28 protein-coding genes and 1 tRNA gene are annotated in these 25,495 nt (G+C 63.1%); 18 read left to right on the top strand and 11 right to left on the bottom strand.

The annotated features are described in order from the left end of the window. Positions 1-248: 248 nt before the first annotated feature. On the top strand, positions 249-653 hold the full coding sequence (locus AC0L2A_RS30055; RefSeq protein WP_473611877.1) for an Imm8 family immunity protein: 405 nt from the start codon (positions 249-251) through the stop codon (positions 651-653). A gap of 228 nt (positions 654-881) precedes the next feature. On the opposite strand, the gene AC0L2A_RS30050 is transcribed toward AC0L2A_RS30055, so the two are convergent. Continuing rightward, positions 882-971, bottom strand: a tRNA-Ser gene (locus AC0L2A_RS30050). A 417-nt stretch (positions 972-1,388) separates the two neighbouring features. Between AC0L2A_RS30050 and AC0L2A_RS30045 the strand changes: the two genes are divergently transcribed. From AC0L2A_RS30045 to AC0L2A_RS30035, 3 genes are all read left to right on the top strand, one after another. After that, entirely contained in the window at positions 1,389-1,706 is a 318-nt protein-coding gene (locus tag AC0L2A_RS30045; RefSeq protein WP_473611876.1) for a hypothetical protein, read from the top strand. A gap of 78 nt (positions 1,707-1,784) precedes the next feature. Next, positions 1,785-2,447 carry a peptide-methionine (S)-S-oxide reductase MsrA gene (gene msrA / locus AC0L2A_RS30040; protein WP_287196736.1) on the top strand — a complete coding sequence of 221 codons (663 nt, stop codon included), beginning with the start codon at positions 1,785-1,787 and terminating at the stop codon, positions 2,445-2,447. Positions 2,448-2,633: 186 nt separating this feature from the next. Continuing rightward, positions 2,634-3,623 (top strand): BMP family lipoprotein, encoded by a 990-nt coding sequence (locus AC0L2A_RS30035; protein ID WP_236375727.1) that lies wholly within the window; start codon positions 2,634-2,636, stop codon positions 3,621-3,623. 291 nt (positions 3,624-3,914) lie between these two features. Here the strand turns inward: AC0L2A_RS30035 and AC0L2A_RS30030 are convergent, their stop codons facing one another. After that, positions 3,915-4,124, bottom strand: coding sequence for a SlyX family protein (locus tag AC0L2A_RS30030; RefSeq protein WP_091600472.1), 210 nt, complete (start codon positions 4,122-4,124; stop codon positions 3,915-3,917). 163 nt (positions 4,125-4,287) lie between these two features. Between AC0L2A_RS30030 and AC0L2A_RS30025 the strand changes: the two genes are divergently transcribed. The 6 genes from AC0L2A_RS30025 (at position 4,288) to deoA (ending at position 10,569) form a co-directional block, all read left to right on the top strand. Continuing rightward, the gene (locus AC0L2A_RS30025; protein WP_473611875.1) at positions 4,288-5,820 is read left to right on the top strand and encodes an ABC transporter ATP-binding protein; all 1,533 of its coding nucleotides are present in this window, start codon (positions 4,288-4,290) and stop codon (positions 5,818-5,820) included. Continuing rightward, positions 5,817-6,956: an ABC transporter permease gene (locus AC0L2A_RS30020; RefSeq protein ID WP_027153023.1), complete on the top strand. Its 1,140-nt coding sequence runs from the start codon at positions 5,817-5,819 to the stop codon at positions 6,954-6,956. Before AC0L2A_RS30025 ends, AC0L2A_RS30020 begins: the two co-directional genes overlap by 4 nt. A 1-nt stretch (position 6,957) precedes the next feature. Continuing rightward, the gene (locus tag AC0L2A_RS30015) at positions 6,958-7,929 is read left to right on the top strand and encodes an ABC transporter permease (RefSeq protein WP_091600462.1); all 972 of its coding nucleotides are present in this window, start codon (positions 6,958-6,960) and stop codon (positions 7,927-7,929) included. A gap of 78 nt (positions 7,930-8,007) precedes the next feature. Continuing rightward, positions 8,008-8,400, top strand: a complete 393-nt coding sequence (gene cdd / locus AC0L2A_RS30010; RefSeq protein WP_473611874.1) for a cytidine deaminase — start codon at positions 8,008-8,010, stop codon at positions 8,398-8,400. 31 nt (positions 8,401-8,431) lie between these two features. Then, a complete protein-coding gene (locus tag AC0L2A_RS30005; RefSeq protein WP_473611873.1) occupies positions 8,432-9,250 on the top strand; it encodes a purine-nucleoside phosphorylase in 819 nt (272 codons plus the stop codon). Then, a complete protein-coding gene (gene deoA, locus AC0L2A_RS30000) occupies positions 9,250-10,569 on the top strand; it encodes a thymidine phosphorylase (RefSeq protein WP_473611872.1) in 1,320 nt (439 codons plus the stop codon). Before AC0L2A_RS30005 ends, deoA begins: the two co-directional genes overlap by 1 nt. A 61-nt stretch (positions 10,570-10,630) precedes the next feature. Here deoA and AC0L2A_RS29995 read toward each other — a convergent pair whose 3' ends face one another. The 3 genes from AC0L2A_RS29995 to AC0L2A_RS29985 form a co-directional block, all read right to left on the bottom strand. After that, on the bottom strand, positions 10,631-11,182 hold the full coding sequence (locus AC0L2A_RS29995; RefSeq protein ID WP_473611871.1) for a TIGR02281 family clan AA aspartic protease: 552 nt from the start codon (positions 11,180-11,182) through the stop codon (positions 10,631-10,633). Between the two features lie 110 nt (positions 11,183-11,292). Next, the gene (upp, locus tag AC0L2A_RS29990) at positions 11,293-11,922 is read right to left on the bottom strand and encodes a uracil phosphoribosyltransferase (RefSeq protein ID WP_023797505.1); all 630 of its coding nucleotides are present in this window, start codon (positions 11,920-11,922) and stop codon (positions 11,293-11,295) included. 197 nt (positions 11,923-12,119) lie between these two features. After that, the gene (locus AC0L2A_RS29985; protein ID WP_473611869.1) at positions 12,120-13,094 is read right to left on the bottom strand and encodes an adenosine deaminase; all 975 of its coding nucleotides are present in this window, start codon (positions 13,092-13,094) and stop codon (positions 12,120-12,122) included. A gap of 148 nt (positions 13,095-13,242) precedes the next feature. Here AC0L2A_RS29985 and ubiE point away from each other — a divergent pair, with 148 nt between their 5' ends. From ubiE to coaBC, 5 genes are all read left to right on the top strand, one after another. Beyond that, positions 13,243-14,019 (top strand): bifunctional demethylmenaquinone methyltransferase/2-methoxy-6-polyprenyl-1,4-benzoquinol methylase UbiE, encoded by a 777-nt coding sequence (gene ubiE, locus AC0L2A_RS29980; RefSeq protein WP_473611868.1) that lies wholly within the window; start codon positions 13,243-13,245, stop codon positions 14,017-14,019. A gap of 70 nt (positions 14,020-14,089) precedes the next feature. Further along, entirely contained in the window at positions 14,090-15,664 is a 1,575-nt protein-coding gene (ubiB, locus tag AC0L2A_RS29975) for a 2-polyprenylphenol 6-hydroxylase (protein ID WP_091600455.1), read from the top strand. Between the two features lie 72 nt (positions 15,665-15,736). Then, positions 15,737-15,997, top strand: coding sequence for a FitA-like ribbon-helix-helix domain-containing protein (locus AC0L2A_RS29970; protein ID WP_473611867.1), 261 nt, complete (start codon positions 15,737-15,739; stop codon positions 15,995-15,997). After that, positions 15,994-16,401 (top strand): type II toxin-antitoxin system VapC family toxin, encoded by a 408-nt coding sequence (locus AC0L2A_RS29965; protein ID WP_236473441.1) that lies wholly within the window; start codon positions 15,994-15,996, stop codon positions 16,399-16,401. Before AC0L2A_RS29970 ends, AC0L2A_RS29965 begins: the two co-directional genes overlap by 4 nt. A 19-nt stretch (positions 16,402-16,420) precedes the next feature. Next, the gene (gene coaBC / locus AC0L2A_RS29960) at positions 16,421-17,638 is read left to right on the top strand and encodes a bifunctional phosphopantothenoylcysteine decarboxylase/phosphopantothenate--cysteine ligase CoaBC (RefSeq protein WP_473517578.1); all 1,218 of its coding nucleotides are present in this window, start codon (positions 16,421-16,423) and stop codon (positions 17,636-17,638) included. On the opposite strand, the gene AC0L2A_RS29955 is transcribed toward coaBC, so the two are convergent. The 4 genes from AC0L2A_RS29955 to rpsU all read right to left on the bottom strand — a co-directional run bounded on the left by AC0L2A_RS29955 (position 17,635) and on the right by rpsU (position 21,249). Next, the gene (locus tag AC0L2A_RS29955; protein ID WP_473611865.1) at positions 17,635-19,071 is read right to left on the bottom strand and encodes an MFS transporter; all 1,437 of its coding nucleotides are present in this window, start codon (positions 19,069-19,071) and stop codon (positions 17,635-17,637) included. The two genes, coaBC and AC0L2A_RS29955, sit on opposite strands and share 4 nt — an antisense overlap. 278 nt (positions 19,072-19,349) lie before the next feature. Continuing rightward, complete coding sequence (locus AC0L2A_RS29950) at positions 19,350-19,823, bottom strand: DUF992 domain-containing protein (protein ID WP_128173536.1); 474 nt, start codon at positions 19,821-19,823, stop codon at positions 19,350-19,352. A 154-nt stretch (positions 19,824-19,977) separates the two neighbouring features. Then, on the bottom strand, positions 19,978-20,823 hold the full coding sequence (locus tag AC0L2A_RS29945; protein ID WP_473611864.1) for a tetratricopeptide repeat protein: 846 nt from the start codon (positions 20,821-20,823) through the stop codon (positions 19,978-19,980). A 153-nt stretch (positions 20,824-20,976) separates the two neighbouring features. Further along, entirely contained in the window at positions 20,977-21,249 is a 273-nt protein-coding gene (gene rpsU, locus AC0L2A_RS29940; protein WP_023675331.1) for a 30S ribosomal protein S21, read from the bottom strand. A gap of 410 nt (positions 21,250-21,659) precedes the next feature. Between rpsU and AC0L2A_RS29935 the strand changes: the two genes are divergently transcribed. Next, positions 21,660-22,169: a YciE/YciF ferroxidase family protein gene (locus AC0L2A_RS29935; protein ID WP_473611863.1), complete on the top strand. Its 510-nt coding sequence runs from the start codon at positions 21,660-21,662 to the stop codon at positions 22,167-22,169. After that, complete coding sequence (locus AC0L2A_RS29930) at positions 22,156-22,599, top strand: DUF6766 family protein (protein WP_473611861.1); 444 nt, start codon at positions 22,156-22,158, stop codon at positions 22,597-22,599. The genes AC0L2A_RS29935 and AC0L2A_RS29930 overlap by 14 nt, the downstream gene beginning before the upstream one ends. A 63-nt stretch (positions 22,600-22,662) precedes the next feature. Here AC0L2A_RS29930 and AC0L2A_RS29925 read toward each other — a convergent pair whose 3' ends face one another. Beyond that, complete coding sequence (locus tag AC0L2A_RS29925; RefSeq protein ID WP_473611860.1) at positions 22,663-23,049, bottom strand: SET domain-containing protein; 387 nt, start codon at positions 23,047-23,049, stop codon at positions 22,663-22,665. A gap of 109 nt (positions 23,050-23,158) precedes the next feature. Continuing rightward, entirely contained in the window at positions 23,159-23,917 is a 759-nt protein-coding gene (locus tag AC0L2A_RS29920) for an SDR family oxidoreductase (protein WP_473611859.1), read from the bottom strand. Between the two features lie 260 nt (positions 23,918-24,177). Here AC0L2A_RS29920 and AC0L2A_RS29915 point away from each other — a divergent pair, with 260 nt between their 5' ends. Beyond that, positions 24,178-25,431, top strand: a complete 1,254-nt coding sequence (locus AC0L2A_RS29915) for a sarcosine oxidase subunit beta (RefSeq protein ID WP_128169931.1) — start codon at positions 24,178-24,180, stop codon at positions 25,429-25,431. The last annotated feature ends 64 nt before the right edge of the window (positions 25,432-25,495 follow it).

Raw genomic sequence — 25,495 nt, 5'->3', positions numbered from 1 at the left:
ACGCTTCACCCCAGCCGAATGCGCCAACTACTTCAAGGCAGCTGGATACGACCCAGATTAAACAGGACGCGCTCTAATGGTCGCCATGGGCCAGAAACCGAACTTTCAGGTCCGGCAGGGGTCGGCTATAGTATCGTCCTTTACGCTAATAGACGCAGCAACGGTTGGGGTTTCCATTGTCACGAGCGAAGGAGAAATGGCTTCAGGTTGCAGGCGTCCCCCCACCAGACCGTCTATCGCTAAGAAGCTTGGACGCTTGGAATTTAGGAGATGTTCCTGAGAGCCGCATTCGCGAGGGTTACACGCAAGAAGAGGTGCGTGCCAACGTAAAAATGCTCAATTCCGTTGAACTCCTTGAGCAATGGAAGCCTGTTAATCCCAGAAGCGTGGCTCTCGGGATGTGTATAGCAATCGGTTGGGACGACGATGTGGGTGCCGACGATTTCAACTTGTATGTTGCTACCAATGATTTGCGACCGCAATACCATCGGCGTTCCAATGCATGGGTTTTTGTCGATGTGTTCGAATGGCACGGCGTCCTAGTGAGCCTTCTCAACATCTTGAGGAAATGCGAGCGCGCTACGTGGGAGGATAGTCTTCAAGAACTCAGAAAGCGCTTCGATTGGGAGTATGAAGGCATGGCGGGAATGTGATCTATGTCCTCAACAGGCCGAACTCGGTCGTTCGAAGTGATTGGGTTTGGCTTATAGAGCGTTTGGCCGGCGAGAGACTTTCAGGAATTGGTTTGGCCGGTCCTGTTGACAACGTCAGGGATCGAGCACGAGCTTGATCCAGATTGGTCTAAGTGATTGGTCTAAGGTCCGGATGGCTGTTCGACTAAGACGTTGATTTTGCTATCGAAATCTCGTCGTTGGGAGGAATGGCGGAGAGAGCGGGATTCGAACCCGCGTTACGGTCTCCCGTAAACACACTTTCCAGGCGTGCGCCTTCAACCACTCGGCCACCTCTCCGTCCTGGCATTTTCGCTACGGCCGGTTTCGCCGCGCGGGTTGGGGAGATGCCGTCTCCTTGGGGATTCCCGGTCCGGAACTCCGCACCGTAGGCGCCGTCAACCAGCGGACACCTTTTCCCCACACCTGAGCCGTCAAAGCAACAGGTGCGGGGCTCATCTAGTCGATCCGGTACCGAATGCCAAGACATAACAGCACTCTATTCGCTTGGTCGGATAGGGATGCTCTGTCCATGCCGCCAGCACTGCTTGGCAAGCCGATCGCCGCGATCGGCGGCGTCGTCTTGGCCGACCGACGCTCAGCGGCGAAAACCGGCGGCGTCGGTTCAACTTCGCGTGTCGCGATTGCGGATAAAGCGCGCAGATCCTATTTATCAGGCCGATACAGATATTTCTGAAAAGCTTGCGGGGAGGTAGGATGTTCCGCTTCGTCTTCCGTCTTGCCGCAATGGTTGCGCTTTCGGTTTCGGTCATCATGGCGGTGGTCGACGCGACGCGCTCGGTGGCGGGCTCCGCCCTGGTCATGACCCCGCTCAACACCAGCTGGCTCGCCGTCTCGCCGGATACGCGAAGCGCCTTCGAAAGCTTCGTCCGCGACAGGCTTGGTCCGCTGCTGTGGGACGGCGCCATCGCCTGGGTGCTCAACCAGCCCGGCTTCGCGGTGTTCGCGGGGCTTGCCTTCATTCTCTACATGATCGGCTACAGGCGGGAGCGGGCAACCGGGCGGTTCGCCTAGACTTGATAATTTATTGTTAAGGATCTTCTGGCGTCCCCAACCAAGGCGTCCACAACCAAAAAGGAAAGGAAACTGCACATGTTTCTTAGCGACATGCTGAACAAGAAGCTCAACCTGCCGAAACCTGCCGAGGCGCTGCCGGGTCGCGCCAATCCTATCCCGACGGCATCCAATCATTTTGTCTCGAAGCGGCCGCTCAAGGGCCCCTATCCCGACGGGCTGGAGAAGGCGATGTTCGGGCTGGGCTGCTTCTGGGGCGCGGAACGCATGTTCTGGCAGGTCGAGGGCGTATGGGTCACGGCCGTCGGCTATGCCGGTGGCGTCACCCCCAATCCGACCTACCAGGAAACCTGCACCGGTTTGACCGGCCATGCCGAAGTCGTGCTGGTCGTCTACGACCCGAAGATCGTGTCCTATGCACAGCTTCTGAAGCTGTTCTGGGAAAGCCATGATCCGACGCAAGGCATGCGCCAGGGCAACGACGTCGGCACCACCTACCGCTCGACGATCTACACCTTCGGCGATGCGCAATACCAGGCGGCGATCGCCTCGCGCGACGCCTACGAGGCCTCGTTGCACGGCGCCGGCCGCGGCAAGATCACCACCGAGATCGCGCCGGCGCCGGAATTCTACTTCGCCGAGGAAGACCACCAGCAATATCTGGCGAAGAATCCCTACGGCTATTGCAATCTGCAGGGCACCGGCGTCACCTGCGCCATCCCGGCTGCCGTCTCCGCCTGAGGCCTTGGCGGGACGATGATCCCGGCTTATCCAACAGGTCAAAATTCCGCGTGAATTTTGCTTCGGGCCGTGCCAGATTGGCCCGAAGCGGGAGGAAGACACTCCTGTCTGATGTCGCATGCCTGCCGGAGAACCGGGCAGGCAGGCGGTGCATAACGGAAAAATAACCGACAGGGTGTGGATCACATGAAACGTATCGTTCTCGGCCTCCTGGCCGCAACTGCGATGGTTCTTCCGGCCTTCGCCGCGGACATCCAGCCAGCACTTCTCTACGATCTCGGCGGCAAGTTCGACAAGTCATTCAACGAAGCGTCCTACAACGGCGCCGAAAAGTTCAAGGCCGAAACCGGCATCGCCTATGTGGAATTCGAGGTCTCAAACGCCACCCAGCGCGAGCAGGCGCTGCGCCGTTTCGCCGAGGATGGCCGCAATCCAATCGCCATGGCGGGCTTCTCCTGGGCAGATGCGCTGGAGAAGATCGCCGTCGAGTTTCCCGAGACCAAATTCGCCATCATCGACATGGTCGTCGACAAGCCCAACGTCCGCTCCGTCGTCTACAAGGAGCAGGAAGGCTCCTATCTCGTCGGCGTGATGGCGGCGATGGCCTCGAAGACCAAGAAGGTCGGCTTCATCGGCGGCATGGACATTCCGCTGATCCGCCGATTCGGCTGCGGTTATGTCGGTGGCGCCAAGGCGGCCGGCGCGACCGATGTCATCCAGAACATGACCGGCGACACGCCGGCAGCCTGGAACGATCCGGCCAAGGGCGGCGAGATCGCCAAGACGCAGATCGACCAGGGCGCCGACGTGATCTACGCGGCGGCAGGCGGAACCGGTGTTGGCGTGCTGCAGGCAGCAGCCGACGGCGGCAAGCTCGGCATCGGCGTCGATTCCAACCAGAACGGCCTGCAGCCCGGCAAGGTGCTGACCTCGATGGTCAAGCGCGTCGATGTTGCCGTCTACAACACCTTCATGGATGCCAAGAACGACAAGTTCACCGGCGGCATCAACGATCTCGGCCTCAAGGAGGGCGGTGTCGACTATGCCATGGACGACAACAACAAGGCGCTCGTCGACGACGCGATGAAGGCGGCGGTTGAAAAGGCCAAGGCCGACATCATCGCCGGTACCGTCAAGGTGCATGATTACATGTCGGACAATTCCTGCCCTTATTGATCGCAGGGCAATCGCATTTGGTGTCTTGCGAAGGTGGACCGGATTCTTGCGAAGAGGACCCCACCCTAACCCTCCCCACAAGGGGGAGGGAACGCTGCCGCGAGCCAATTTGCCGAGGTCAGCGCCAACGGAAGTCTCCCTCCCCCTTGTGGGGAGGGGTTAGGGGTGGGGGTACATCGTAGAGCGAAAGCGTCGGCTTTCCACAGCGTAGCCCAGCTATTGATCGCGACCTTGCCGATCCACTCGAAGCCGCCGGTGAAAACCCCGGCGGTTTCTTGCTTATCAGCAAGCTCACCAGTGCGGCGGCTTGGTCACCGGCACGTCGGGCGCGGCCTGTTCCTCCAGCGCCAGGAAGCGGTCGGCCAGCGCATCGAGTTTGCGCTGCATGCGCTCGATCACCTTCCACTGCTCGGCGATCTGGCCGGACAGTTCCTCGATGGTCTTCTCCTGCTCGGCGGCGCGGATTTCCAGCGTCGTCAGCCGGTCGTCGGGCATGGTCATGTCAAATCCTCGATCCAGGCGATTGTGCAGGCTGCGGCCACGTTCGAAATTGACAAGCGCGCGGGGATTTGTCGAGAGTGAACGCTGCTCCGGCAATTGGCACAGGCGGGGCGTCATGCTAGGCGTTTTGACCAAGCGATAAAAATACGATGGGAAAGGCTGCATGGCGCAAGCCGCAATCGAGCTGATCGGCATCAACAAGAGTTTTGGCGCCGTGCGCGCCAATCGCGACATCAATCTGGAGATCGCGCGCGGCACCATCCACGGCATTGTCGGCGAGAACGGCGCCGGCAAGTCGACGCTGATGTCGATCCTTTATGGTTTCTACCAGGCCGACAGCGGCGAGATCCGCGTCGGCGGCCAGCCGGCGTCGATCAAATCGCCCAACGATGCCATCGCGCTCGGCATCGGCATGGTGCATCAGCATTTCATGCTGGTCGACAATTTCACGGTGCTGGAAAACGTCATTCTCGGCGCTGAAAGCGATGCGCTGCTGAAGAAGAGCATCGCCAAGGCGCGGTCCGAGCTGGAACGGCTCGAGCGCGAATATGGGCTGGAGGTCGATCCCGATGCGATCATCGAGGAGTTGCCGGTCGGACTGCAGCAGCGTGTCGAAATCCTCAAGGCGCTGTATCGCGGCGCCGAGATCCTGATTCTCGACGAGCCGACGGGCGTGCTGACGCCCGCAGAAGCCGACCATCTGTTCCGCATCCTCAGGCAGTTGAAGGAGCAGGGTAAAACGATCGTGCTGATCACCCATAAGCTGCGCGAGATCATGGCGATCACCGACACGGTCTCGGTCATGCGCCAGGGCACGATGGTGGCGACCAGGCAGACCACGAAGACCACGGTCGGGGAACTGGCCGAGCTGATGGTCGGGCGCCGCGTGCTGCTCAGGGTCGAGAAGGGCGAGGCTGAAGCCGGCGGGGTCAAGCTCGCGGTGAGGAACCTGACGGTGAAGGATTCGCGTGGCGTCACCATGGTCGACGACGTCTCCTTCGATGTGCGCGCCGGCGAGATCGTTGGCATCGCCGGCGTCGCCGGCAACGGGCAATCCGAAATGCTCGAGGCGATTTCCGGCATCAGGCGCGCCGTCTCGGGCTCCGTCATGCTCGACGGCAAGCCGATCGATCTGACCGGGGCCGCCGATCCCGGCGAACTGCGCGACCGCGGCCTCGCCCATGTCCCGGAAGACCGTCATCATGTCGGGCTGGTGCTGGCCTTCGAGGAGAACGAGAATTCGATACTCGGCTATCACGACGATCCGCGCTACCTGAAGGGACCGTTCCTCGACATCGACGCGATCCGCGGCGACGCGAGGGACAAGATCGCCAAATACGACATCCGCCCGGCGGACTGCCGTCTCAAGACCGCGAATTTCTCCGGCGGCAACCAGCAGAAGATCGTGCTGGCGCGGGAAATGGAACAGGACCCGGGCGTGCTCATCGTCGGCCAGCCGACGCGCGGCGTCGATGTCGGCGCCATCGAATTCATCCACAAGCGGCTGATCGCCATGCGCGACCAGGGCAAGGCGGTGCTGGTGGTGTCGGTCGAGCTCGACGAGATCCGTTCGCTCTCTGACCGCATCCTGGTGATGTTTGCCGGCCGCATCGTCGGCGAGCGCGGCCCCGAGGCGAGCGAAGGCGAGCTTGGACTGCTGATGGCCGGCGTCGAGCACCGGGAGGCGGCGGAATGAGCACGCCTTATGCCAAGCTGCCGGCCTGGGCGGATTACGGGCTGATCCCGGTGATCAATCTCGCCGTTGCCTTCGTCGTCGCCGGCCTCGTCGTGCTTCTGGTGGGCGAAAATCCGTTCCGCGCTGCCGCCGTCCTGGTCGAGGGCGCCTTCGGCCGTGGGCAAGGCATCGCCTTCACGCTGTTCTACGCCACCACCTTCATCTTCAGCGGGCTGTCGGTGGCGGTTGCAGCGCATTGCGGCCTGTTCAACATCGGTGGCGAGGGCCAGGGCTATATCGCCGGTCTCGGCATCGGCATCGTTTGCCTCGCCTTCGACAGCGTGCTGCCATGGTGGCTCACCTTTCCGCTGGCGATCATTGCCGCTGCGGCGATGGGGGCGCTGTGGGCACTGATCCCGGCCTATCTGCAGGCCAGGCGCGGCTCGCACATCGTCATCACCACCATCATGTTCAATTTCATCGCCGCCAGCGTCATGGTCTACGCGCTGGTCGGATTCTTGAAGCCGGCCAATTCGATGGCGCCGCAGACACGCACCTTCCTCGACGGCGCGCAACTGCCGAAGCTCAACTGGGTCATCGAATTGTTCGGCGCCAAGATCCGCTCGGCGCCGTTCAACATCAGCTTCCTGCTGGCGCTGGCCATGGCGTTTCTGGTCTGGGTGCTGATCTGGCGCACCAGGCTCGGTTACGAGATGCGCACCTACGGCCACAGCGCGAAAGCGGCGCGCTATGCCGGCATTTCGGAAACCCGCATCATCATCGTCGCGATGATGATTTCGGGCGCGCTGGCCGGCATGATGGCGCTCAACCCGACGATGGGCGACCAGCACAATGTCGCGCTCGAATTCGTTTCGGGCGCCGGTTTCGTCGGCATCGCAGTAGCGCTGATGGGGCGCCTGCACCCGGTCGGCATCGTGCTCGCCGCAATATTGTTCGGCATGCTCTACCAGGGCGGCGCCGAGCTCGCCTTCGAGATGCCGGCGATCAGCCGCGACATGATCGTCATCATCCAGGGCCTGGTCATCCTGTTCGCCGGCGCGCTCGAGCATATGTTCCGGCCCTATGTCCAGGCGCTGTTCGCCTCGCTCAGCCCGAGATCTGTCGGCATCGAAGCGATCAAGGGGAAGGGTGCCTGAGATGGATCTGTTCAACGCCATCATCCAGGTTCTGGACTCGACCATCCGCCTGTCGGTGCCGCTGCTGCTCGCCTGCCTCGCCGGTCTCTATTCGGAGCGGGCCGGCATTTTCGACATCGGGCTCGAGGGCAAGATGCTGGTCGGCGCCTTCGCCGGTGCCGCCTCCGCCTCCGTCTTCCATTCCGCCTATATCGGCCTCGGCATGGCCATCCTCATCTCGGTCGCTTTTGCGCTGGTCCACGGCTTTGCCTCGATCACCCATCGCGGCAATCAGATCGTCTCCGGCGTGGCGATCAATTTCATCGCCGCCGGATCAACGATCATGCTCGGCCAGGCCTGGTTCCAGCAAGGTGGACGTACGCCGGCTCTGGCATCGGACGAGCGGTTCGGGGCGATCGTCTGGCCCGGTGCGGACGCGCTCAGGGGCGTGCCGATCCTCGGACCGATATATTCGGAACTGGTCTCTGGCCATTCCGTGCTGGTCTATGTCGCGTTCCTCGCCGTGCCGTTCACCTGGTGGGTGCTGTTCCGCACCCGTTTCGGCTTGCGCATGCGCGCGGTCGGCGAGAACCCGGCCGCGGTCGACACCGCCGGTATCTCGGTCGCCTGGCTGCGCTACCGGGCGCTGATCTGCACCGGCGTGCTCACCGGTATTGCCGGCGCCTATCTGTCGATGGTGCAGAATGGCGGCTTCGTCAAGGACATGACTGCCGGCAAGGGCTACATCGCCCTGGCCGCGCTGATCTTCGCCAAGTGGAAGCCGGTCAACGCCATGTTCGCCTGCCTGTTGTTCGGCTTCCTCGACGCGCTGTCGATCCGCCTGCAGGGCACGCCGCTGCCGCTGATCGGCAAGGTGCCGGTGCAGCTCATGCAGGCGCTGCCCTATATCCTCACCGTCATCCTGCTCGCCGGCTTCATCGGCAAGGCAATTCCGCCGCGCGCCGGCGGCGTGCCCTATGTCAAGGAACGCTAAGCGTGATTTCGAACCGCAGGTCAGCGTCAGCGAAAAGTGGAAGCCGGCTTTCGGACAAGATCATGCAATGGAAAAACAATGTCGCATGATCTGTTCGAAGCGGCCAAGGCCGCCATGGCCAAGGCCTATGCGCCCTATTCGAAATTCCCGGTCGGGGCGGCACTGCGCACCGAGGACGGCCGCGTCTTTACCGGCGCCAACGTCGAGGTCGCGTCCTATCCGGAAGGTTGGTGCGCCGAAACCACCGCGCTCGGCCACTTCATCATGGCCGGCGGCGGCAGGATAACGGAGATCGCTGTCATCGCAAAGCGCATGGCTAAATGCTCGCCCTGCGGCGGCTGCCGGCAGCGGCTGGCCGAATTCTGCCGGCCGGAAACCAAACTCTATCTTTGCGACAATGCCGGCGTGGTCGAAACCGTGACCATGGGCGAGATGCTGCCCTACGGCTTTCAGGGCGATATGTTGAAATGAAGAGCTTGGCTGAAATGAAGAGCTGGTTGACATGAAGGAAGCGCTTGATCGTCTGGTCGAAAGGCTGGACGGGCTGGCGCCCGCCACCGCGCTGGTGCTGGGTTCGGGCCTTGGCGGGCTTGTCGACCAGGTCGAGGATCCTGTCCGCATTTCCTATGGCGAATTGCCGGGCTTTCCCAGAAGCGGCGTCACCGGCCATGCCGGAGAGGTGGTGGCGGGACATTTTGCCGGCGCGCCTGTGCTGATGCTGTCCGGCCGCGCTCACTACTACGAACACGGCAACGCGGCGGCGATGCGGCCGGCGCTTGAAGTGCTTGCCGGCCTCGGCATCTCGCAATTGATCCTCACCAATGCCGCCGGCTCGGTCGATCCGGGCATGGGGCCGGGATCGGTGATGCTGATCACCGACCACATCAATTTCTCGGGTTCCAATCCGCTGATCGGCGAGCCGAGCGACCGCCGCTTCGTCGGCCTGACCGAAGCCTATGATGCCGGTCTTCGCTCAGCGATCGAGACGGCCGCGAAGGCGACGGACACCGCGCTGCACAAGGGCGTCTATATGTGGTTTTCCGGGCCGTGCTTCGAGACGCCCGCCGAGATCCGCATGGCGCGCGTCATGGGCGCCAATGCCGTCGGCATGTCGACCGTGCCGGAGGTCATTCTCGCCCGTTTCCTCGGCCTGCGCGTCGCCGCCTGCTCGGTCATCACCAATCTCGCCGCAGGGATGACAGGGGCGGAGCTTTCGCACCAGGAGACCAAGGACATGGCGCCGATTGGCGGCGCGCGGCTGGCGACGATCCTCCAGCGTGTGTTCCAGGATGGGTTGCCGGAGCGTAAGGTCCCGGCCTGATGCTTCCCCAGGAAATCATCCGCAGCAAGCGCGACGGCCACAAGCTGTCGACGCAGGAGATCGCCAGCTTCATCGAAGGCGTCACCGCCGGCACCGTCTCGGACGGGCAGGTCGGGGCCTTCGCCATGGCGGTGTTCTTCAACGGCATGAGCCGCGACGAGGCGGTGGCGCTGACCCTGGCGATGCGCGATTCCGGCGACGTGCTCGATTGGTCGGACCTGCCGGGCCCGGTCACCGACAAGCATTCGACAGGCGGCGTCGGCGACAATGTCTCGCTGTTGGTGGCGCCGATCGTCGCTGCCTGCGGCGCTTATGTGCCGATGATTTCCGGCCGCGGCCTCGGCCATACCGGCGGCACTCTGGACAAGATGGACGCCATCCCCGGCTATACCAGCCAGCCGGATGTCGCGGGATTCCGCAAGGCAGTGCTCGAAGCCGGCTGCGCCATCATCGGCCAGACCGCCGATCTCGCGCCCGCCGACCGCCGGCTCTATGCGATCCGCGACGTGACGGGAACCGTCGAATCGGTGCCGCTGATCACCGCCTCGATCCTCTCGAAGAAGCTGGCGGCCGGCCTGCAGTCGCTGGTGCTCGACGTAAAGGTCGGCAACGGCGCCTTCATGGAAAAGTCGCGCGACGCAACGACACTGGCGAACAGCCTGGTCGAAGTCGCCAATGGCGCCGGCCTGAAGACCTCGGCGCTGGTCACCGGCATGAACGAGCCGCTGGCCTCGGCAGCCGGCAACGCGGTCGAGGTGCGCAATGCCGTCGATTTCCTCACCGGCCGCTTCCGCGACCGGCGCCTGGAGGATGTGACGGTGGCATTGGCCGCAGACATGCTGCAGTCGGCCGGGCTGGTCTCGTCCAACCAGGACGGCATGCGGCGCGCCGCCGAGACGCTTGCCGGCGGCGGTGCCGCGGCCGTCTTCGCGCGCATGGTGGCGGGGCTCGGCGGTCCGGCCGACTTCGTCGAGAACCCGGAAAAACACCTGCCGAGGGCGGCGACGGAATTTGCGGTCAAGGCCGCCGAAAACGGCTTCGTTACCGGTATCTCCACCCGCGACATCGGGCTTGCCGTCGTCGGGCTTGGCGGCGGGCGCATCCGGCCGGACGACAGGATCGACCATGCCGTCGGCATCACCCGGCTGCTGCCTGTCGGCGCGGAGGTGCGGGCCGGCGAGGCGCTGGCGCTGGTCCATGCCCGCAATGCCGGGGATGCCGAGGCGGCCGCCGCCGCCGTGCTTTCGGCCTATACGATCGGCGCTTCGAAGCCGCCCGCGGAAAAAACCGTCATCCGGCGGATCCTGCCGCGCGGATGAAGTTTTTTTAATTGGACCATGATCTTTCCGAAAACCGGTTTCCACTTTTCGGGATCATGGTTCACTGGACGAGCAGCAGCGCGCCGTTCTCGACCTGGTATTTTTCCAGCCGCTGGAGAAAACTCAGACCGATCAAATTGGTGCGCAGCGCCTTGTCGTCGAGCACCACCGCCTGGACACCGTCGAGCGTGATCTTGCCGATCTGCAGCCGATCGACGGTCACCAAGGCAGCCTTGATCGCGCCGTTGGCGGTGTTGACCTGGTGCTTGAAATCCGACGCGTTCAGCGAAACGCCGATCCTGCGCGCCGTCGAACTGTTGATGGCGACCAGCGTTGCGCCGGTGTCGATCATGCCGTCGACCGTTCGACCGTTAAGCTTGAACGCCGACGTGAAATGCCCGCGCGCGTCAGCCGGGATCACGACCTTGCGGCCGAGCGGCTGCGCCGGCCTGCCGGGAACCGTGGCCAGATTCAGGTCCGTTTCGACCGCCGGCCTGGCCCCGACCGCCGATTTCAGCAGGCCTTCGAACATCTGCGGATTCGACTGGTAGAGCATCGGGAACGACGCCGATGCTACGGCGAGCACGCCAAGGATGAGAAGATTGCGCAGCATGGACCGGCCTTCGTGAAGACCCATGCTTATCGCGGCATGGTGTTTGCCGCTTTAACAGATGCAGAAAGCGGTCGTTTGCGTAAACGATCGGTAAACGAGCGGCGCCACGGTCATTTGGTCCCGTACATGCGGTCGCCAGCATCGCCGAGGCCGGGCATGATGTAGCCCTTCTCGTTGAGCTGGCGGTCGATGGAAGCGGTGAAGACCGGGACATCGGGATGCGCCTTGATGAAGCGATCGAGGCCTTCTGGCGCCGCCAGCAGGCAGAGGAAGCGAATGTTGGTGGCGCCGCGTCCCTTCAACTTGTCGATCGCGGCGATCGCCGAATTGGCGGTCGCCAGCATCGGATCGACGACGATCACCAGCCGGTCGGCGAGATCGCTCGGCGCCTTGAAGAAATATTCGACCGCTTCCAGCGTTTCGTGGTCGCGGTAGAGACCGATATGGGCGACGCGCGCCGCCGGCACCAGGTCGAGCAGGCCCTCGAGCAGGCCGTTGCCGGCGCGCAGTACCGAGGCGAAAACCAGCTTCTTGCCCTCCAGCGTCGGCGCTTCCATCGTCTCGATCGGCGTTTCGATCGTCGTCGTCGTCAGTTCGAGGTTGCGGGTGACCTCGTAGCCGAGCAGCAGCGAGATCTCGCGCAGCAGCCGCCGGAAGCCGGCCGTCGAGGTTTCCTTCTTGCGCATGATGGTCAGCTTGTGCTGGACAAGCGGGTGGTCGACGACGGTGACGCCCTGCATAGTGGTCTCCTAGCTGCGCAGGTGAAAGTGAGTTGTGAATGGTGAATAGTGAATGGTGAACAGGTTTGCGAGTCCTTGGTTCAGCGGAAAACTCGCGGTTGACGGACCGAAGCGCCGGGTGGACCATTCACCATTCACCATTCACCATTCACCATTCACCATTCACCATTCACCATTCACCATTCACCATTCACCATTCACCTGCCCTTGACGTCGAGCCGGCCCAGCAGCATTGCCTTGGTCTTCCTGTCGACGAAGGCGGCGTCGATGGCGGTTCTGGTGACGGCGGCGAGCGCCTTGTCGTTCATCGAAAAATGCTCCGCGGCAATGTCGTATTCGCGCTTCAGCGACGTCCGGAAATAGGGCGGATCATCGGAATTTAGCGTCACCTTGCAGCCTGCCGCCTGCAGGGCCGGAAAAGGGTGATCGGCGAAACTGTCGAACACCCTTAGCGCGATGTTGGAACTCGGACAGCATTCGAGCACGACGCCTTCGTCGGCGATGCGCCGGATAAGGTCGGGGTTTTCGATGGCACGCACGCCATGGCCGATGCGGGCGGGGCGAATGTGGTCGAGCGCGGCCTTGACGCTCTCCCAGCCCATCAGTTCGCCGGCATGGACGGTGATGCCAAGGCCGGCCTCTCGCGCGATTTCGAAGGCCCTGACATAGTCCTCCAGATCGCCGATCCGCTCGTCGCCGGCGACGCCGAAGCCGGTTACCAGCGGATGCCCGCAGCGGGCGGCGAAGCGCGCCGCCTGCTCGATCGATTCGACGCCGGCATTGCGCACGCCGGTGACGATCATGCGGCCCTCGATGCCGGTCTTGGCCTTGGCGCGCGCCATGCCTTCGCCGAGCGCGTCCGTATAGGCCTTGGGCGACAGGCCGGCCTTCCCGGCGTGGTCCGGCGAGGTGAAGATCTCGGAATAGATGGCGCCGTCGCGGGCGAGGCTGGTCAGGTAATGATCGGCCAGCCGCGCATAATCCTCTTCGGTGCGGAACAGGTCGGAGGAGAAGTCATAGGCGGCGAGGAAGGAGGTGAAATCGTGCCAGACGAAAGAGCCGTCCTGAATGTAGGGCGAGGCGTCCTTGCCGTATTTCTGCGCCTGGCGGATGACGAGTTCGGGCGCCGCTGCCCCTTCGATATGGCAGTGCAGTTCCGCTTTCAAAGGCATGCAATCATCCCGTCAGGTCAGTCCAGGACATGGAGCCATAAGCGTGATCCCACGACCGGGAAGCGCGGCCGAACACCGCGCCTTAAACAATAGCGTCGGCATCATCGATCGGCTATGGTCCCGCCGGTTTTATGGCGGATCAAAAATAATGTCGGTTGAGAGAACCACGGCCGTTGGCGGCATGGAAACCTCCTATGGTTTCAAGCGCGTAGGGGCAGGCGAGAAGCAGTCCTTGGTCAACGACGTTTTCCACAAGGTGGCGAACCGCTACGATCTGATGAACGACCTGATGTCGGGCGGCCTGCATCGGCTGTGGAAGGACGCCATGGTCACATGGCTCAATCCACCGAAACGACCGGGCTGGAGCGTTCTCGACGTTGCCGGCGGCACTGGCGACATCGCCTTCCGCATCGTCGAGGCGAGCGGCAGGAACGCCCATGCCACGGTTCTCGACATCAACGGCTCGATGCTCGCCGTCGGCCGCGACCGGGCCGAGAAAAAGGGCCTGACGGATAATACCGATTTCGTCGAGGCCAATGCCGAGGAGCTGCCTTTCGCTGAGGCCAGTTTCGACGCCTACACGATCGCTTTCGGCATTCGCAACGTGCCGCGCATCGATGTGGCGCTTGCCGAAGCCTTTCGCGTGCTGAAGCCTGGCGGGCGTTTTCTCTGCCTTGAATTTTCCGAGGTCGACATGCCGCTGCTCGACAAGGTCTACGAGGCGTGGTCGTTCAACGCCATCCCCAGGATTGGCAAGGCGGTGACCGGCGAAAACGAACCCTATTCCTATCTGGTCGAATCGATCCGCAAATTTCCCAATCAGCAGAATTTTGCCGCGATGATTTCCCGCGCCGGTTTTGACCGCGTGTCGTTTCGCAATTATGCCGGCGGCATAGCTGCGCTTCATTCGGGCTGGAAGCTTTGAGGCAGGCCCGTATTTTTTATACGCGACCTGCCCTTCGCCGGTCTAGAAAACCGGCAGGACAAGCGCAGTCATGAGCAATGTCGGCGCTGGTTTCAGGCTCGTACGGGCCGGCTGGGTGCTGGTCCGCGAAGGCGTCGTCGCGGCGTTGCCGGGCGATGAGCTGTTCGGCCTGCCGAAATTCGGCTGGCGGGTGGCACGGCTGTTCACCCGCCGCCGCGCGCTTGCCTATGAACGTGGCGATCGGCTGGCCAAGGCCGTCGTCCGGCTCGGCCCATCCTATGTCAAGCTCGGCCAGTTCCTGGCGACACGGCCCGATGTCGTCGGCAACGACATAGCGCTCGATCTCGCCATGCTGCAGGACAAGATGCAGACATTTCCGCAGGCCGAGGCCATTGCGGCGATAGAGGCCTCGCTCGGGCGCAAGGTCGGCGAGCTCTACGCCAGTTTCGGCGAGGCGGTCGCCGCGGCCTCGATCGCTCAGGTCCATACCGCCGAAACCTTGCAGAACGGCGTCGGCTCGCGGGTGGCGGTGAAGGTGATCCGGCCGGGCGTGCGGCGCCGTTTCTTCCGCGATCTCGAAAGCTATTTCCTCGCCGCCCGTCTCCAGGAAAAATACATCCCGTCGTCGCGCCGGTTGCGGCCGGTCGAGGTGACCCAGACGCTGGCGCAGACCACCAAGATCGAGATGGATCTGAGGCTTGAGGCGGCAGCGCTTTCGGAGCTCGGCGAAAACACCAGGGACGATCCCGGCTTTCGCGTGCCGACGGTCGATTGGGAACGCACCGGCCGCGACGTGCTGACCATGGAATGGGTCGACGGCATCAAGATGAACGACATTGCCGGCCTCACTGCCGCCGGCCACGATCTGAAGGCGATCGCCGCCAATCTGGTCCAGTCGTTCCTGCGCCATACGCTGCGCGACGGTTTCTTCCACGCCGACATGCATCCGGGAAACCTGTTCGTCGAGCCCGATGGCACCATCGTCGCTGTCGATCTCGGCATTGCCGGCCGGCTCGGCAAGAAGGAGCGCCGGTTCCTCGCCGAAATCCTCTACGGCTTCATCACCCGTGACTATCTGCGCGTCGCCGAAGTGCATTTCGAGGCCGGCTACGTGCCGCGCCTGCATAACGTCGCGGCATTCGCCCAGGCGATCCGCGCCATCGGCGAGCCGATCCACGGCCAGCCGGCCGAAACCATCTCGATGGCCAAGCTCTTGGCGCTTCTGTTCGAGGTCACCGACCTCTTCGACATGGCGACGCGGTCCGAACTGGTGCTGCTGCAAAAGACCATGGTGGTGGTCGAGGGCGTTGCCCGCACGCTCGACCCGGCATTCAACATGTGGAAGACGTCAGAACCGGTGGTCGGAGGCTGGATATCAGGCAATCTCGGCCCGCGTGCCCTGCTGGCCGACGCACGCGACGGCGCCAGCGCGTTGCTGGCGCTGGCCCGCCAGGCGCCGGACCTCGCCGCCCGCACCGAGCGGCTGTCGCGCGAGATCGATCTGATGGCCGAACACGGGCTGCGTTTCGACGAAAGGACGGCGCACGCCATCGGCAAGGCCGAGGCGCGCCACACCCGCTCCGGCCGGCTGGCGCTGTGGGTTATCGCGCTGACGCTGGTCTTTATCGCCTGGAAGTTGCTCTGACTGCAATGACAGCAGTGCTGTCATTGCAGTCATGTTGCTTATCGCCTATGTTAAGGGGCAAGGAGCAAGAGCATGAGCACGATAACAATCCGCAATCTTGACGAAAGCGTGAAGCAGGTGCTTCGCGAGCGCGCTGCCGCGCGTGGCGTTTCGATGGAGCAGGAAGCGCGGGACGCCTTGCGCGAGGTGGCGATCCCAAAAACCAAGCTTGAAAATGGGACTTGGCGGCTAAAAGCGTCGCGTGACGAAATCTTGGCGCTTGGACGAAAGCTAGAACGGCCTTTTGATCTCAAGGCACTTACTGACCACATGTGGGACGAGGGACTTCTGTGACAATTGCAGTCGACACGTCGGCATTGATCGCAATTATTGGCGCAGAGCCGGACGCGGCTGCGTTCGTCGATGTTTTCGGAACCTCACCTGCTGCACTGATCAGTACTGCGACGCTGCTGGAGGCGCATTGCGTAGTGAGCCGATCAAGCGGTAGCGTCAACGCTAGCGAGTTCCAAATGCTCATCGACCGTCTTGAGCTGACGGTAGTTCCCTTTGATTTGCCGCAGCTTGAGATCGCGCGGCTTGCTTATTCTCGTTTTGGTCGTGGATCCCGCCATCGTGCCGATCTCAACATGGGCGATTGCTTCGCCTACGCCTTGGCCAAGTCACGAAACCTGCCGCTGCTTTTCAAGGGCAATGATTTCATCCATACCGACATCGAACCGGCGCTGAAGCCGGCATGACATCGGACAAGAACTGGGCATGACCCTCTCCGGCAAGCGCATCCTGCTGATCATCGGCGGCGGTATCGCCGCCTACAAGGCGCTCGACCTGATCCGCCGGCTGCGCGAGCGCGGTGCCGCCGTGCGTGTGGTGATGACTGCCGCGGCGCAGGAATTCGTCACGACGCTGTCGGCCGGGGCGCTGTCGGCCGACCACGTCTTCACGGATTTGTTCGACCGCAATGACGAGCACGATGTCGGCCACATCCGCTTGTCGCGCGAGGCCGATCTTGTCGTTGTAGCGCCGGCTACCGCCGACCTGATGGCGAAGCTCGCCAACGGCCATGCAAACGACCTTGCCTCGACCGTGCTCATTGCGACCGACAAGCCGGTGCTGATGGCGCCCGCCATGAACCCGAAAATGTGGTCGCATCCCGCGACCCGGCGAAACCGGGCGACGTTGCGGAAGGACGGCGTCGGATTCGTCGGCCCGGCAAAGGGCGAAATGGCCGAGAGCAACGAGGCGGGCGAAGGCCGCATGGCCGAGCCGCTGGAAATCGTCGCTGCGATCGAGGCGCTGCTCGATATCAGTCCGAAGCCGCTGGCAGGCAGAAAGATCATCGTCACCTCAGGGCCGACGCATGAGCCGATCGATCCGGTGCGCTATATCGCCAACCGTTCGTCCGGCAAGCAGGGCCATGCCATCGCGGCGGCGCTGGCAAGGCTGGGCGCCGATGTGCGCCTCGTCTCCGGTCCGGTCGGCATTGCCGATCCGGCTGACGTCACCACGCTGCATGTCGAAACCGCAAACCAGATGAAGGACGCGGTCGAACAGCTTTTGCCGGCGGACGCGGCGGTATTCGTCGCGGCGGTTGCGGACTGGCGCAGCGAGACTTCGGCCGGCGAGAAGATCAAGAAGGTGGCGGGCGAGGGGCCGCCGGCGCTGCAGATGATCGAAAACCCTGACATTCTTGCCGGCGTCGGCCATCACAGGAAGCGACCCAGCCTGGTCGTCGGTTTCGCCGCCGAAACGCAGGATCTGGTCAGGAACGCCGAGGCCAAGCTCAGGAAAAAGGGCGCCGATTTCATCGTCGCCAACGATGTATCCCACGAAAGCGGGGTGATGGGCGGCGACCGCAACACTGTGCGGATCGTCTCGAAGGCCGGCGTCGACGAATGGCCCGAGATGAGCAAGGACGAGGTGGCGACGCGGCTCGCCGCCTTGATCGCCGAACGGCTGAAGACGATTACTGTCTAGCCGGTCGCTTCCTGCGGCCGGGCTGCCGGCCCCGAGATCCTCAGCGCGGCAAGGCATCCCAGAATCCCGAGTGGCACGAAGGCGAGGAACAGCCAGGTGGCGACATTCGCCGCCGCCTCGCGGTTCAGGCCTTCGGAGAAACCGCTGGCGTTGGCGACGATACCGGTCAACGCGGCACCGACGGCATAGCCGATGCGCTGCATGGTCGGCACGGCGGCGGAAGCGATCGTTTGTTCGCCGTCCCTGGCCGATGCGACGATCACGCGTGTGACGAAGGGCCAGGCAATGCCGAAGCCGCCGCCCTGCAGCAAGGCGCAAAACAGGATCAGCGGAATCGAACCGGCCGGCACGGCATAGGCGAAACCGGCGATGCCCGTCGCGATCATCAGCGCGCCGCCGGTGATGATCAGTCTCTCCCGCTCCGGCGGCGCATTGGCGACGAGGATCGACAGGATCGACCAGGCGATCGATTCGGCGGCGATGATATAACCGGTGGTCAGGATCGGAATGCCATGCAGGCTGGTCAGAAGCAGCGGCCCGTAGACGGCGAAGGAACAGGTCGCCACCGAAAACGCGGCGACCATGGTCATGCCTGCGCCGACCGGCGAGCGCCATGAGAACAGCCGCGACGGGAACAGCCGCGAGCCCGGCTTCAGCGCGTCGATGCGGACGAACAGCGCGAGCCCGATCAGGCCGAGGATGAGCAGCAGGGACGAGCGCAGCAGGGCAATGTCGACACCGGCCGTGGCGATCAGCACGACGCTGACGGCAAGGCAGCCGAGCGCGGCAAAGGGGAAGGGCGGCGCGGTTCCAGTGATCGCCCGCGGACGGGTCGCCTCGGGCGTGTCGAGCACGATGAAGCTCGCCAACGCCATGGCCGTGCCGCCAAGGGTGAAGACGCCGAAAGCCCAGCGCCAGGAGAGCAATTCGGTCATCAACGCACCGAGCACCGGCCCGCTGAAGGCGGCGACGCCCCAGATCGCCGACATAACGCCGAAAAGCTGCGGCCAGATGGCGCGTGGAAACAGCCGCTCGACCGAGACGAAGGCCAGCGACACCAGCGCGCCGCCGCCAAAACCCTCGATCAGGCGCCCGGCCAGGAACAGCGGCATGGAGGGCGCGATGGCGCAGACCAGGGCGCCGGCCGCGTAGAGCAGGGCGGCAACCACCATGTTGGTGCGCAACGCGACATAGCTCACCAGCCGTCCGGCGGCAGCGCCGGCGACGATGGCGCCGAGCTCGTAGATCGCCAGCGACCAGCCGACCAGCTGAACCCCGGCGAGTTCACCGACCATCGCCGGCATCACCGTTGCCACCATGGTTTCGTTGGTGGCGTGCAGCAGGATGCCGAGGCTGATGAAGCAGAAGCGCGCCAGATCGCCGCTCGCCCACAGCGCCCGCCAGTCGACCCTGTTTGTGCTGGTTTCGATCACCCCGCCCTCCCGAACTTTCGTATACGCCGATTAAAGAAATGGTGGAGCGCTCTTCGTCTCCAAATGGCACTTCGGGGATGGGTTGTAAAACCTCAACCGTAGTTGAGCTCAAGCGGTTTTTCGCGGGTGCGCTGAGGGTGCTGATGAAGGCGGGATGTCAAGATTGGCGATCATGGCGTCAGCGATGATCTTCCCTCGCACGGCGGTTCCCCAAAAGTCGTGCGGCGCGGAACAGTTCTATCGTGTTCCGCGCCGCATGCAGAGCTACGCTATGGCGATCATTTGAAAGAGTGGATCAGTTGCAGTGAGGTGACGGCGACTGCCAGGTTGACGCCGGTCTGCGCCTGTACGTTTAGAGGCTGCAGCGAGAAGGCGCTGTTCAGCCCGCCGACCAGAAGGTTGGCGCCCCCGCCGGTTACCACGCTGGCCTCGGCGTTGACGCCATAATAGCTGCCGGCAAGATCGCCGGCATCACGGTTGCGGGTGGCCGCGAGAACCGCCCAAATCAATTCGCCCTGGTGGGTCCTGCCAACGTCGACGCCAAGCTTGGAAATGACCCCGGTATAGGCTTCCGGGGGACCGCCATGATGAGGGCGAAAGGTGCAGGCCACGCCTTTGTTGGATGTCACGATATAGCCGGTGCCGCCGTCGATGGTGCAGTCGAGCACACCGAGCTGCAGCCTTCCTGCGCTGGCAGGGGCGGCGAGAACCGTAGCGGCGAGGGCGGCGGCACAGGCGAGTTTCTTGATCATGGGAGCGGTCCTTTTCGCGAATAGCCTTGAACAACGGCTAAGCGTCCCGAGCGTTCCGCCGAGAACTTGGCGCGATCAAGGCGTCAGTCGTTGAAGGTTTCGAAGCCATGCCAAACGGCAGGCCTGCCATGTCAGGCCGAAACGCCGCCGTCGGTCAGACGGCGCTGGTGCGCGCCAGGCCGTCCTTGGCCGGCTGGTAGGTGGGGCTGAGGCGCACGGCCTCGCGGTAGGCTTTTGCCGCCTTCGCCTTGTCGCCGCGCCGCTCGTAGATCAGCGCCTGGTTGGACCAGGCCTCGGCATTCTTGCCGTCGAGCTTGATCGCCATGTTGATATCGGCGAAGGCATTGTCCTCGTCGTTCATGGCGAGATAGGAGAGGCCGCGGCCATTGTAGGGATCGGCGGCGTCCGGCGCCAGCGAGATGGCTGTCGAGAAATCCTCGATGGCGAAAGCGTGCTGGCCCTGGCTCTGATAGATCAGGCCGCGATTGTGATAGGCGCGCGCGTCTGTCGTGTCGAGCTGGATCGCCTTCTGGAAATCGTTGAACGCTTCCCGGATGCGGTTGGCTTTGCGGTAGAGATTGCCGCGGCCGATATAGGCGGCGTCATAGTCGGGATTGATCTGGATCGAGCGGTTGTAGTCGGCAAGCGCGGCCGCCTGATCGCCGAGGAAACGCTGGATGAGAGCGCGGTTCGAATAGGCCTGGTAGAAATTCGGATTGAGCTGGATGGCGGTGTTGAAATCCTTGAGCGCCGCCTGATACTGGCCGCCGCGGCCATAGGCCGAGCCACGCACATTGTAGCCTTCCGGATCCTGGGGACTGCGCTGGATGACAGCCGACAGCGAGGAGATGTTCTCGGCCGACCCTTGTGCCTTGTCGATGTTGGTGAATTCGCCGGTCGGGGCTGTTTGGCAGCCGGCGAGCGCCAAGCCAGAAAGCAGGGCTGCCGTCAGGGCGAAGCCGCGCATTGCGGTTCTGCGCTCCACGCTAATTGCGTTCATGTCTGCTCTGTCCTCACTGCCCGCCCGCGCCGCCAGGTCTGTTCCCTCTCCGAACCGGCCCTCTGCGAGCTGGTCGAATTCAAAACAAAAAGGTGGCGGCGATTTCGCATCGCGCCACCTTGGGTATCCTTCGAAAAGGACGAAAAATTGGCGTCAGAACCGCGGCGGACGCGGAGCGCCGGCACCAGCGGCACCAGCCGCCACCGGGCGCGGCGTCATCGGCAGCAGGCCTTCGCGCTGGGCGCGCTTGCGTGCCAGCTTGCGGGCGCGGCGAACGGCTTCCGCCTTTTCGCGGGCGCGCTTCTCAGAGGGCTTCTCATAATGTCCGCGCATCTTCATTTCGCGGAAGATGCCTTCGCGCTGCATCTTTTTCTTGAGCGCGCGAAGCGCCTGATCAACATTGTTGTCGCGAACGAGTACCTGCACGGGCAATCCTGTCTTTCGGGTTTTGTTAACAACAGGCAAGTGGCCATAGTCGCTTGCCTCCGCGGCGGTCTACACCACGAATTGTGGCGGCTGATAGCAGAATCATGCCGCTCTGTCCACTGCCGAAACGAAAAACCCGCCTCAGCGGCGGGTCGTCGGCGCAAATCACACCATGCGCAAAGCAATAGCATAACTGCCGTCACAAAGCAAGGAATTACGACCTCTGGTAGCATATTCGCCTGCTCGGGCGGGCTCTCCGCGCCGATGAGCGATCGTTGGCGTTTTCTCCGACACCGATAAATTCTTGGCTGCCCCAATCCCGGCAAAACGCTCCGCCCGGCTCTATCAACGAAGGAACCAACCTCGTTCCCCAATGGTTGTTGCGGCGAAGCAAGCACAGGGGAAAACCGATGTCAGGCACCCGTGAATGGCTCGTCCAATGGCTCAAGGATGCGCATGCGATGGAGGAGCAGGCCGAAACCATGCTGAACGGCCAGCTCAATCGGCTGGAGAGTTATCCCGAGCTCAGCGAGCGCATCAGGCTGCACCTCGATGAGACGAAGGGACACGCCGCGCGCCTCGGAACCTGCCTGGAAAGACTGGGCGAAGATACTTCCGCGCTGAAGGACGCCGGCGGCAAGCTGCTGGCGATGGCGCAGTCGCTAAGCGGCGTCTTCGCCGGCGACGAGGTGATGAAAGGCTCACTGGCGAGCTACACCTTCGAGCACATGGAGATCGCATCCTACACGATCCTCATCGCAGCCGCCAAATCCCTCGGCGAAACGGAGATCGCCCGGGCCTGCGAACAAAATCTGCGTGAAGAGGAGGCGATGGCCGAGTGGCTGCACAACAAGCTGCCCGCGACTACGGAGCAGTTCCTGGCTCGCTCGGCGTCGGACAGCGACAATGCCAAGCGATGACGACAGCAGGCCGGCGAGCAACGTGAAGCGACCTTCGGTCTGGCGGGCTTACAGCTATGCCTGGATTACCCTCGGCTTCTTCATCATCTCGCTTGTCGGCCACTGGGTTTTCGGCTGGTTCGCCTATGTCGACGAGCAGCGAGCGCTTGGCCAACCGCCCGAATTCGGCGGCTATCTGATCGAGATGAGCCGCGACACGCTTGAGAACTGGCAGTCGGAATTCCTGCAACTGCTCTGGCAGGTCGGTGGCCTGGCGTTCCTGCTCTTCGTCGGATCGCCGCAATCGAAGGAGAGTACCGACCGTATGGAGGCCAAGATCGACGCGCTTCTCAGGCTTGTCGATCCGGAGAAGGGCAAGGAGGCGATTCGCGAGCTGGACCTGCAGTATGACGGCCGCCACACCGACCAGCCGCACGCCCATCGGAACTGATCTGGGGGCTGGAAATGTGGCCCGGAGCCGATCATACTTCGGCCCCGGGCCGGCGGGCTTCCTCTATGCCGTGGCCAAATGAAGCCGCTCGAAGTCCTCGAAGAACTCGCCATAGTCGCAGGTTATTTCCTCCCCCACTGCTATGTCGCGGATCGCGGTTGCCCCGCCATGCCGAGAAAAATCCGTGTTCGGCCTTTCGGAATGGTTCATGAAGCGGCCATTGTCGACCTCATAGACGATGAATCCGGGCCGGTCCGGGCTTGGATAGGCATATCTGTCGAGCAATTCCCTGAGGTGCGGCGGCGCCGTCTTATATTTTTCGATCGGGATCAGCCGGTCGAAATCCGGATCGAGCCGCCAGATCGACGCTCCCCTCCTGATCGGATCGGCGGCGAACACACCAACGCCCTCGATTGCGCTAGCAGCGATGTAGGTCCTGATCAGCAGCATGTTTTAGGCCCGTCTTCGAACAAAAGTGTCCGAAGAAATCGCCCAATCGCACTGGAAAGCAAGACCGCTTTTGCGACATTGCGGCTTGCTTGCCCATGCGGGGAACGCCTCACGTCCGATTGATCGAAACCCCGCCATCGGCAAACAGCGCAGTTCCAGTGGTGAAGCTCGATGCGTCGGAAGCCAGATAGAGCGCCGAGTGGGCGATCTCCTCAGGCTCGGCGACGCGCTTCAAGGCATGCAGGTTTTCGACGAAGGCTCGCGATTCAGGTGTCTTGAACGTTGCCGAAGGCGTGTCGGTGCCCCCCGGCAGCAGCGCGTTGACCCGCACGCCTTTGGCGCCATTTTCGGCGGCAAGCACCTGCGTCAACCCGATCAGCCCGGCCTTGCTTGCGGCATAGCTGGTCATGCCGGGCATGCCGACGGTATGGCCGACAAAGGTAGAGGTGAAGATCAGCGAACCGCCACCGCGTTCGACCATCGCCGGGACCTGATATTTCGCGCCGAGGAATGCGCTGGTCAGGTTGGTGTCGAGCGTCTCGCGCCATCCCTCCAGCGACAGCTCCGAGATCGGGCCCATCTTGCCGACCGAGCCGGCGTTGTTGAAGGCGATATCCAGCCCGCCGAATTTCTCGACCGCCAGGTCGACAAGGGCTTTGGCATAGGCTTCGTCGCGAACGTCGCCGGCAAGGGCGATCGCCGTGCCGTCGGCTTCCTCGATTTCCGCGACGAGCGCGTCCAGCTCTGCCTGGCGACGGGCAGCGACGACCAGCTTGGCGCCTTCCTCGGCAAAGAGTTTTGCCGTGGCGCGGCCGATGCCGGAACTGGCGCCGGTGACGATGGCGATCTTGTTGGCGAGTGCGAGCATTTTTTGCATCCTTCTTTCGCGCCAGCTTTCGCCGGCAATCGGATGCTTGGTCGCAGATCGAGGCGGCACGAGCCACCCGATACCTGAAGGCGTCCGGATGCGTCGTTCGGCTCGTTGCTCGACAGGTCTTTTTGGCCGTGGCGCAAAACGGCAAGCGCCGTCGCAAACAGCGCAAGGGTGGCAGCGCTGTTTCGCTAGTGATACACCTCGCGCGCCGGGGCTCGATTGGATGTCCGGCCGCTATCTGCGAGGCTGGAACGTTGAAGAAATACTCGGTATTCGCCATCGCCCGCGAGGCCATGCGCGGCCACAAGGGCTGGGAGGAACAGTGGTCCTCGCCAGAGCCGAAGAAGGAGTACGACGTCATCATCGTCGGCGCCGGCGGCCATGGCCTGGCCACCGCCTATTATCTCGCCACGGTGCACGGCATCACCAATGTCGCGGTGCTGGAAAAGGGCTGGCTCGGCGGCGGCAATACCGGCCGCAACACCACCATCATCCGCTCCAACTATCTCTATGACGAGAGCGCCGGCATCTACGACCACGCGCTGAAGCTGTGGGACGGGCTCAGCCAGGAGCTCAACTACAACGTCATGTATTCGCCGCGCGGCGTCATGATGCTGGCCCACAATGTGCACGACATCCAGGTCTTGAAACGCCACGTCCATGCCAACCGTCTGAACGGCATCGACAATGAATGGCTGACGCCGGAAGCCGCCAAGGAATTCTGCCCGCCGCTCAACATTTCGCGCGCTGCCCGCTATCCGGTGATGGGCGCGACCCTGCAGCGTCGCGGCGGCACCGCCCGCCACGATGCGGTCGCCTGGGGCTATGCGCGCGGTGCCTCGGCGCGCGGCGTCCACATCATCCAGAATTGCGAGGTCACCGGCGTCAAGCGGGCGCCGAACGGTTCGGTCACCGGCGTCGAGACGACGCGCGGCTTCATCGGCGCCAAAAAAGTCGGCGTCGTTGCCGCCGGCCATTCGTCCGTCATCATGGACATGGCCGGCGTGCGGATGCCGCTGGAAAGCTATCCGCTGCAGGCGCTGGTTTCCGAGCCTGTCAAGCCGGTCTTCCCCTGCGTGGTGATGTCGAACACGGTGCACGCCTATATCTCGCAGTCCGACAAGGGCGAACTGGTCATCGGCGCCGGTACCGACCAGTATATCTCCTATTCGCAGACCGGCGGCTTGCACATCCTGCAGCACACGCTCGACGCCATCTGCGAGATGTTCCCGATGTTCACGCGCATGAAGATGCTGCGCTCGTGGGGCGGCATCGTCGACGTGACGCCCGACCGTTCGCCGATCCTGGCCAAGACGCCGGTGCCCGGCCTCTATGTCAATTGCGGCTGGGGTACGGGCGGCTTCAAGGCGACGCCGGGCTCGGGCCATGTCTTTGCCCACACCATCGCCAGGGACGACCCGCACCCGATCAACGCGCCCTTCACCATCGAGCGCTTCCGCACCGGCCGCCTGATCGACGAGGCGGCGGCGGCGGCGGTGGCACACTGATGATGGCCCGCTTTGTGATGTTGGGCCAGAGGCTTTGCGATCAACCCGCCGGCGCCTGCGTCGG

It is taken from the genome of Mesorhizobium sp. WSM4844 (assembly GCF_055811775.1).
The sequence above is the reverse complement of the archived record's forward strand: the minus strand, read 5'-3'. Positions and strand labels throughout refer to the sequence as shown.

Excerpts from the sequence above, each read along its gene's own strand:
- AC0L2A_RS30045 (WP_473611876.1), top strand. The coding sequence starts at position 1,389 with ATGTTCCGCTTCGTCTTCCGTCTTGCCGCAATGGTTGCGCTTTCGGTT.
- msrA (WP_287196736.1), top strand. The coding sequence starts at position 1,785 with ATGTTTCTTAGCGACATGCTGAACAAGAAGCTCAACCTGCCGAAACCT.
- AC0L2A_RS30035 (WP_236375727.1), top strand. The coding sequence starts at position 2,634 with ATGAAACGTATCGTTCTCGGCCTCCTGGCCGCAACTGCGATGGTTCTT.
- AC0L2A_RS30030 (WP_091600472.1), bottom strand. The coding sequence starts at position 4,124 with ATGACCATGCCCGACGACCGGCTGACGACGCTGGAAATCCGCGCCGCC.
- AC0L2A_RS30025 (WP_473611875.1), top strand. The coding sequence starts at position 4,288 with ATGGCGCAAGCCGCAATCGAGCTGATCGGCATCAACAAGAGTTTTGGC.
- AC0L2A_RS30020 (WP_027153023.1), top strand. The coding sequence starts at position 5,817 with ATGAGCACGCCTTATGCCAAGCTGCCGGCCTGGGCGGATTACGGGCTG.
- AC0L2A_RS30015 (WP_091600462.1), top strand. The coding sequence starts at position 6,958 with ATGGATCTGTTCAACGCCATCATCCAGGTTCTGGACTCGACCATCCGC.
- cdd (WP_473611874.1), top strand. The coding sequence starts at position 8,008 with ATGTCGCATGATCTGTTCGAAGCGGCCAAGGCCGCCATGGCCAAGGCC.
- AC0L2A_RS30005 (WP_473611873.1), top strand. The coding sequence starts at position 8,432 with ATGAAGGAAGCGCTTGATCGTCTGGTCGAAAGGCTGGACGGGCTGGCG.
- deoA (WP_473611872.1), top strand. The coding sequence starts at position 9,250 with ATGCTTCCCCAGGAAATCATCCGCAGCAAGCGCGACGGCCACAAGCTG.
- AC0L2A_RS29995 (WP_473611871.1), bottom strand. The coding sequence starts at position 11,182 with ATGCTGCGCAATCTTCTCATCCTTGGCGTGCTCGCCGTAGCATCGGCG.
- upp (WP_023797505.1), bottom strand. The coding sequence starts at position 11,922 with ATGCAGGGCGTCACCGTCGTCGACCACCCGCTTGTCCAGCACAAGCTG.
- AC0L2A_RS29985 (WP_473611869.1), bottom strand. The coding sequence starts at position 13,094 with ATGCCTTTGAAAGCGGAACTGCACTGCCATATCGAAGGGGCAGCGGCG.
- ubiE (WP_473611868.1), top strand. The coding sequence starts at position 13,243 with ATGTCGGTTGAGAGAACCACGGCCGTTGGCGGCATGGAAACCTCCTAT.
- ubiB (WP_091600455.1), top strand. The coding sequence starts at position 14,090 with ATGAGCAATGTCGGCGCTGGTTTCAGGCTCGTACGGGCCGGCTGGGTG.
- AC0L2A_RS29970 (WP_473611867.1), top strand. The coding sequence starts at position 15,737 with ATGAGCACGATAACAATCCGCAATCTTGACGAAAGCGTGAAGCAGGTG.
- coaBC (WP_473517578.1), top strand. The coding sequence starts at position 16,421 with ATGACCCTCTCCGGCAAGCGCATCCTGCTGATCATCGGCGGCGGTATC.
- AC0L2A_RS29950 (WP_128173536.1), bottom strand. The coding sequence starts at position 19,823 with ATGATCAAGAAACTCGCCTGTGCCGCCGCCCTCGCCGCTACGGTTCTC.
- AC0L2A_RS29945 (WP_473611864.1), bottom strand. The coding sequence starts at position 20,823 with ATGAACGCAATTAGCGTGGAGCGCAGAACCGCAATGCGCGGCTTCGCC.
- AC0L2A_RS29935 (WP_473611863.1), top strand. The coding sequence starts at position 21,660 with ATGTCAGGCACCCGTGAATGGCTCGTCCAATGGCTCAAGGATGCGCAT.
- AC0L2A_RS29930 (WP_473611861.1), top strand. The coding sequence starts at position 22,156 with ATGCCAAGCGATGACGACAGCAGGCCGGCGAGCAACGTGAAGCGACCT.
- AC0L2A_RS29925 (WP_473611860.1), bottom strand. The coding sequence starts at position 23,049 with ATGCTGCTGATCAGGACCTACATCGCTGCTAGCGCAATCGAGGGCGTT.
- AC0L2A_RS29920 (WP_473611859.1), bottom strand. The coding sequence starts at position 23,917 with ATGCTCGCACTCGCCAACAAGATCGCCATCGTCACCGGCGCCAGTTCC.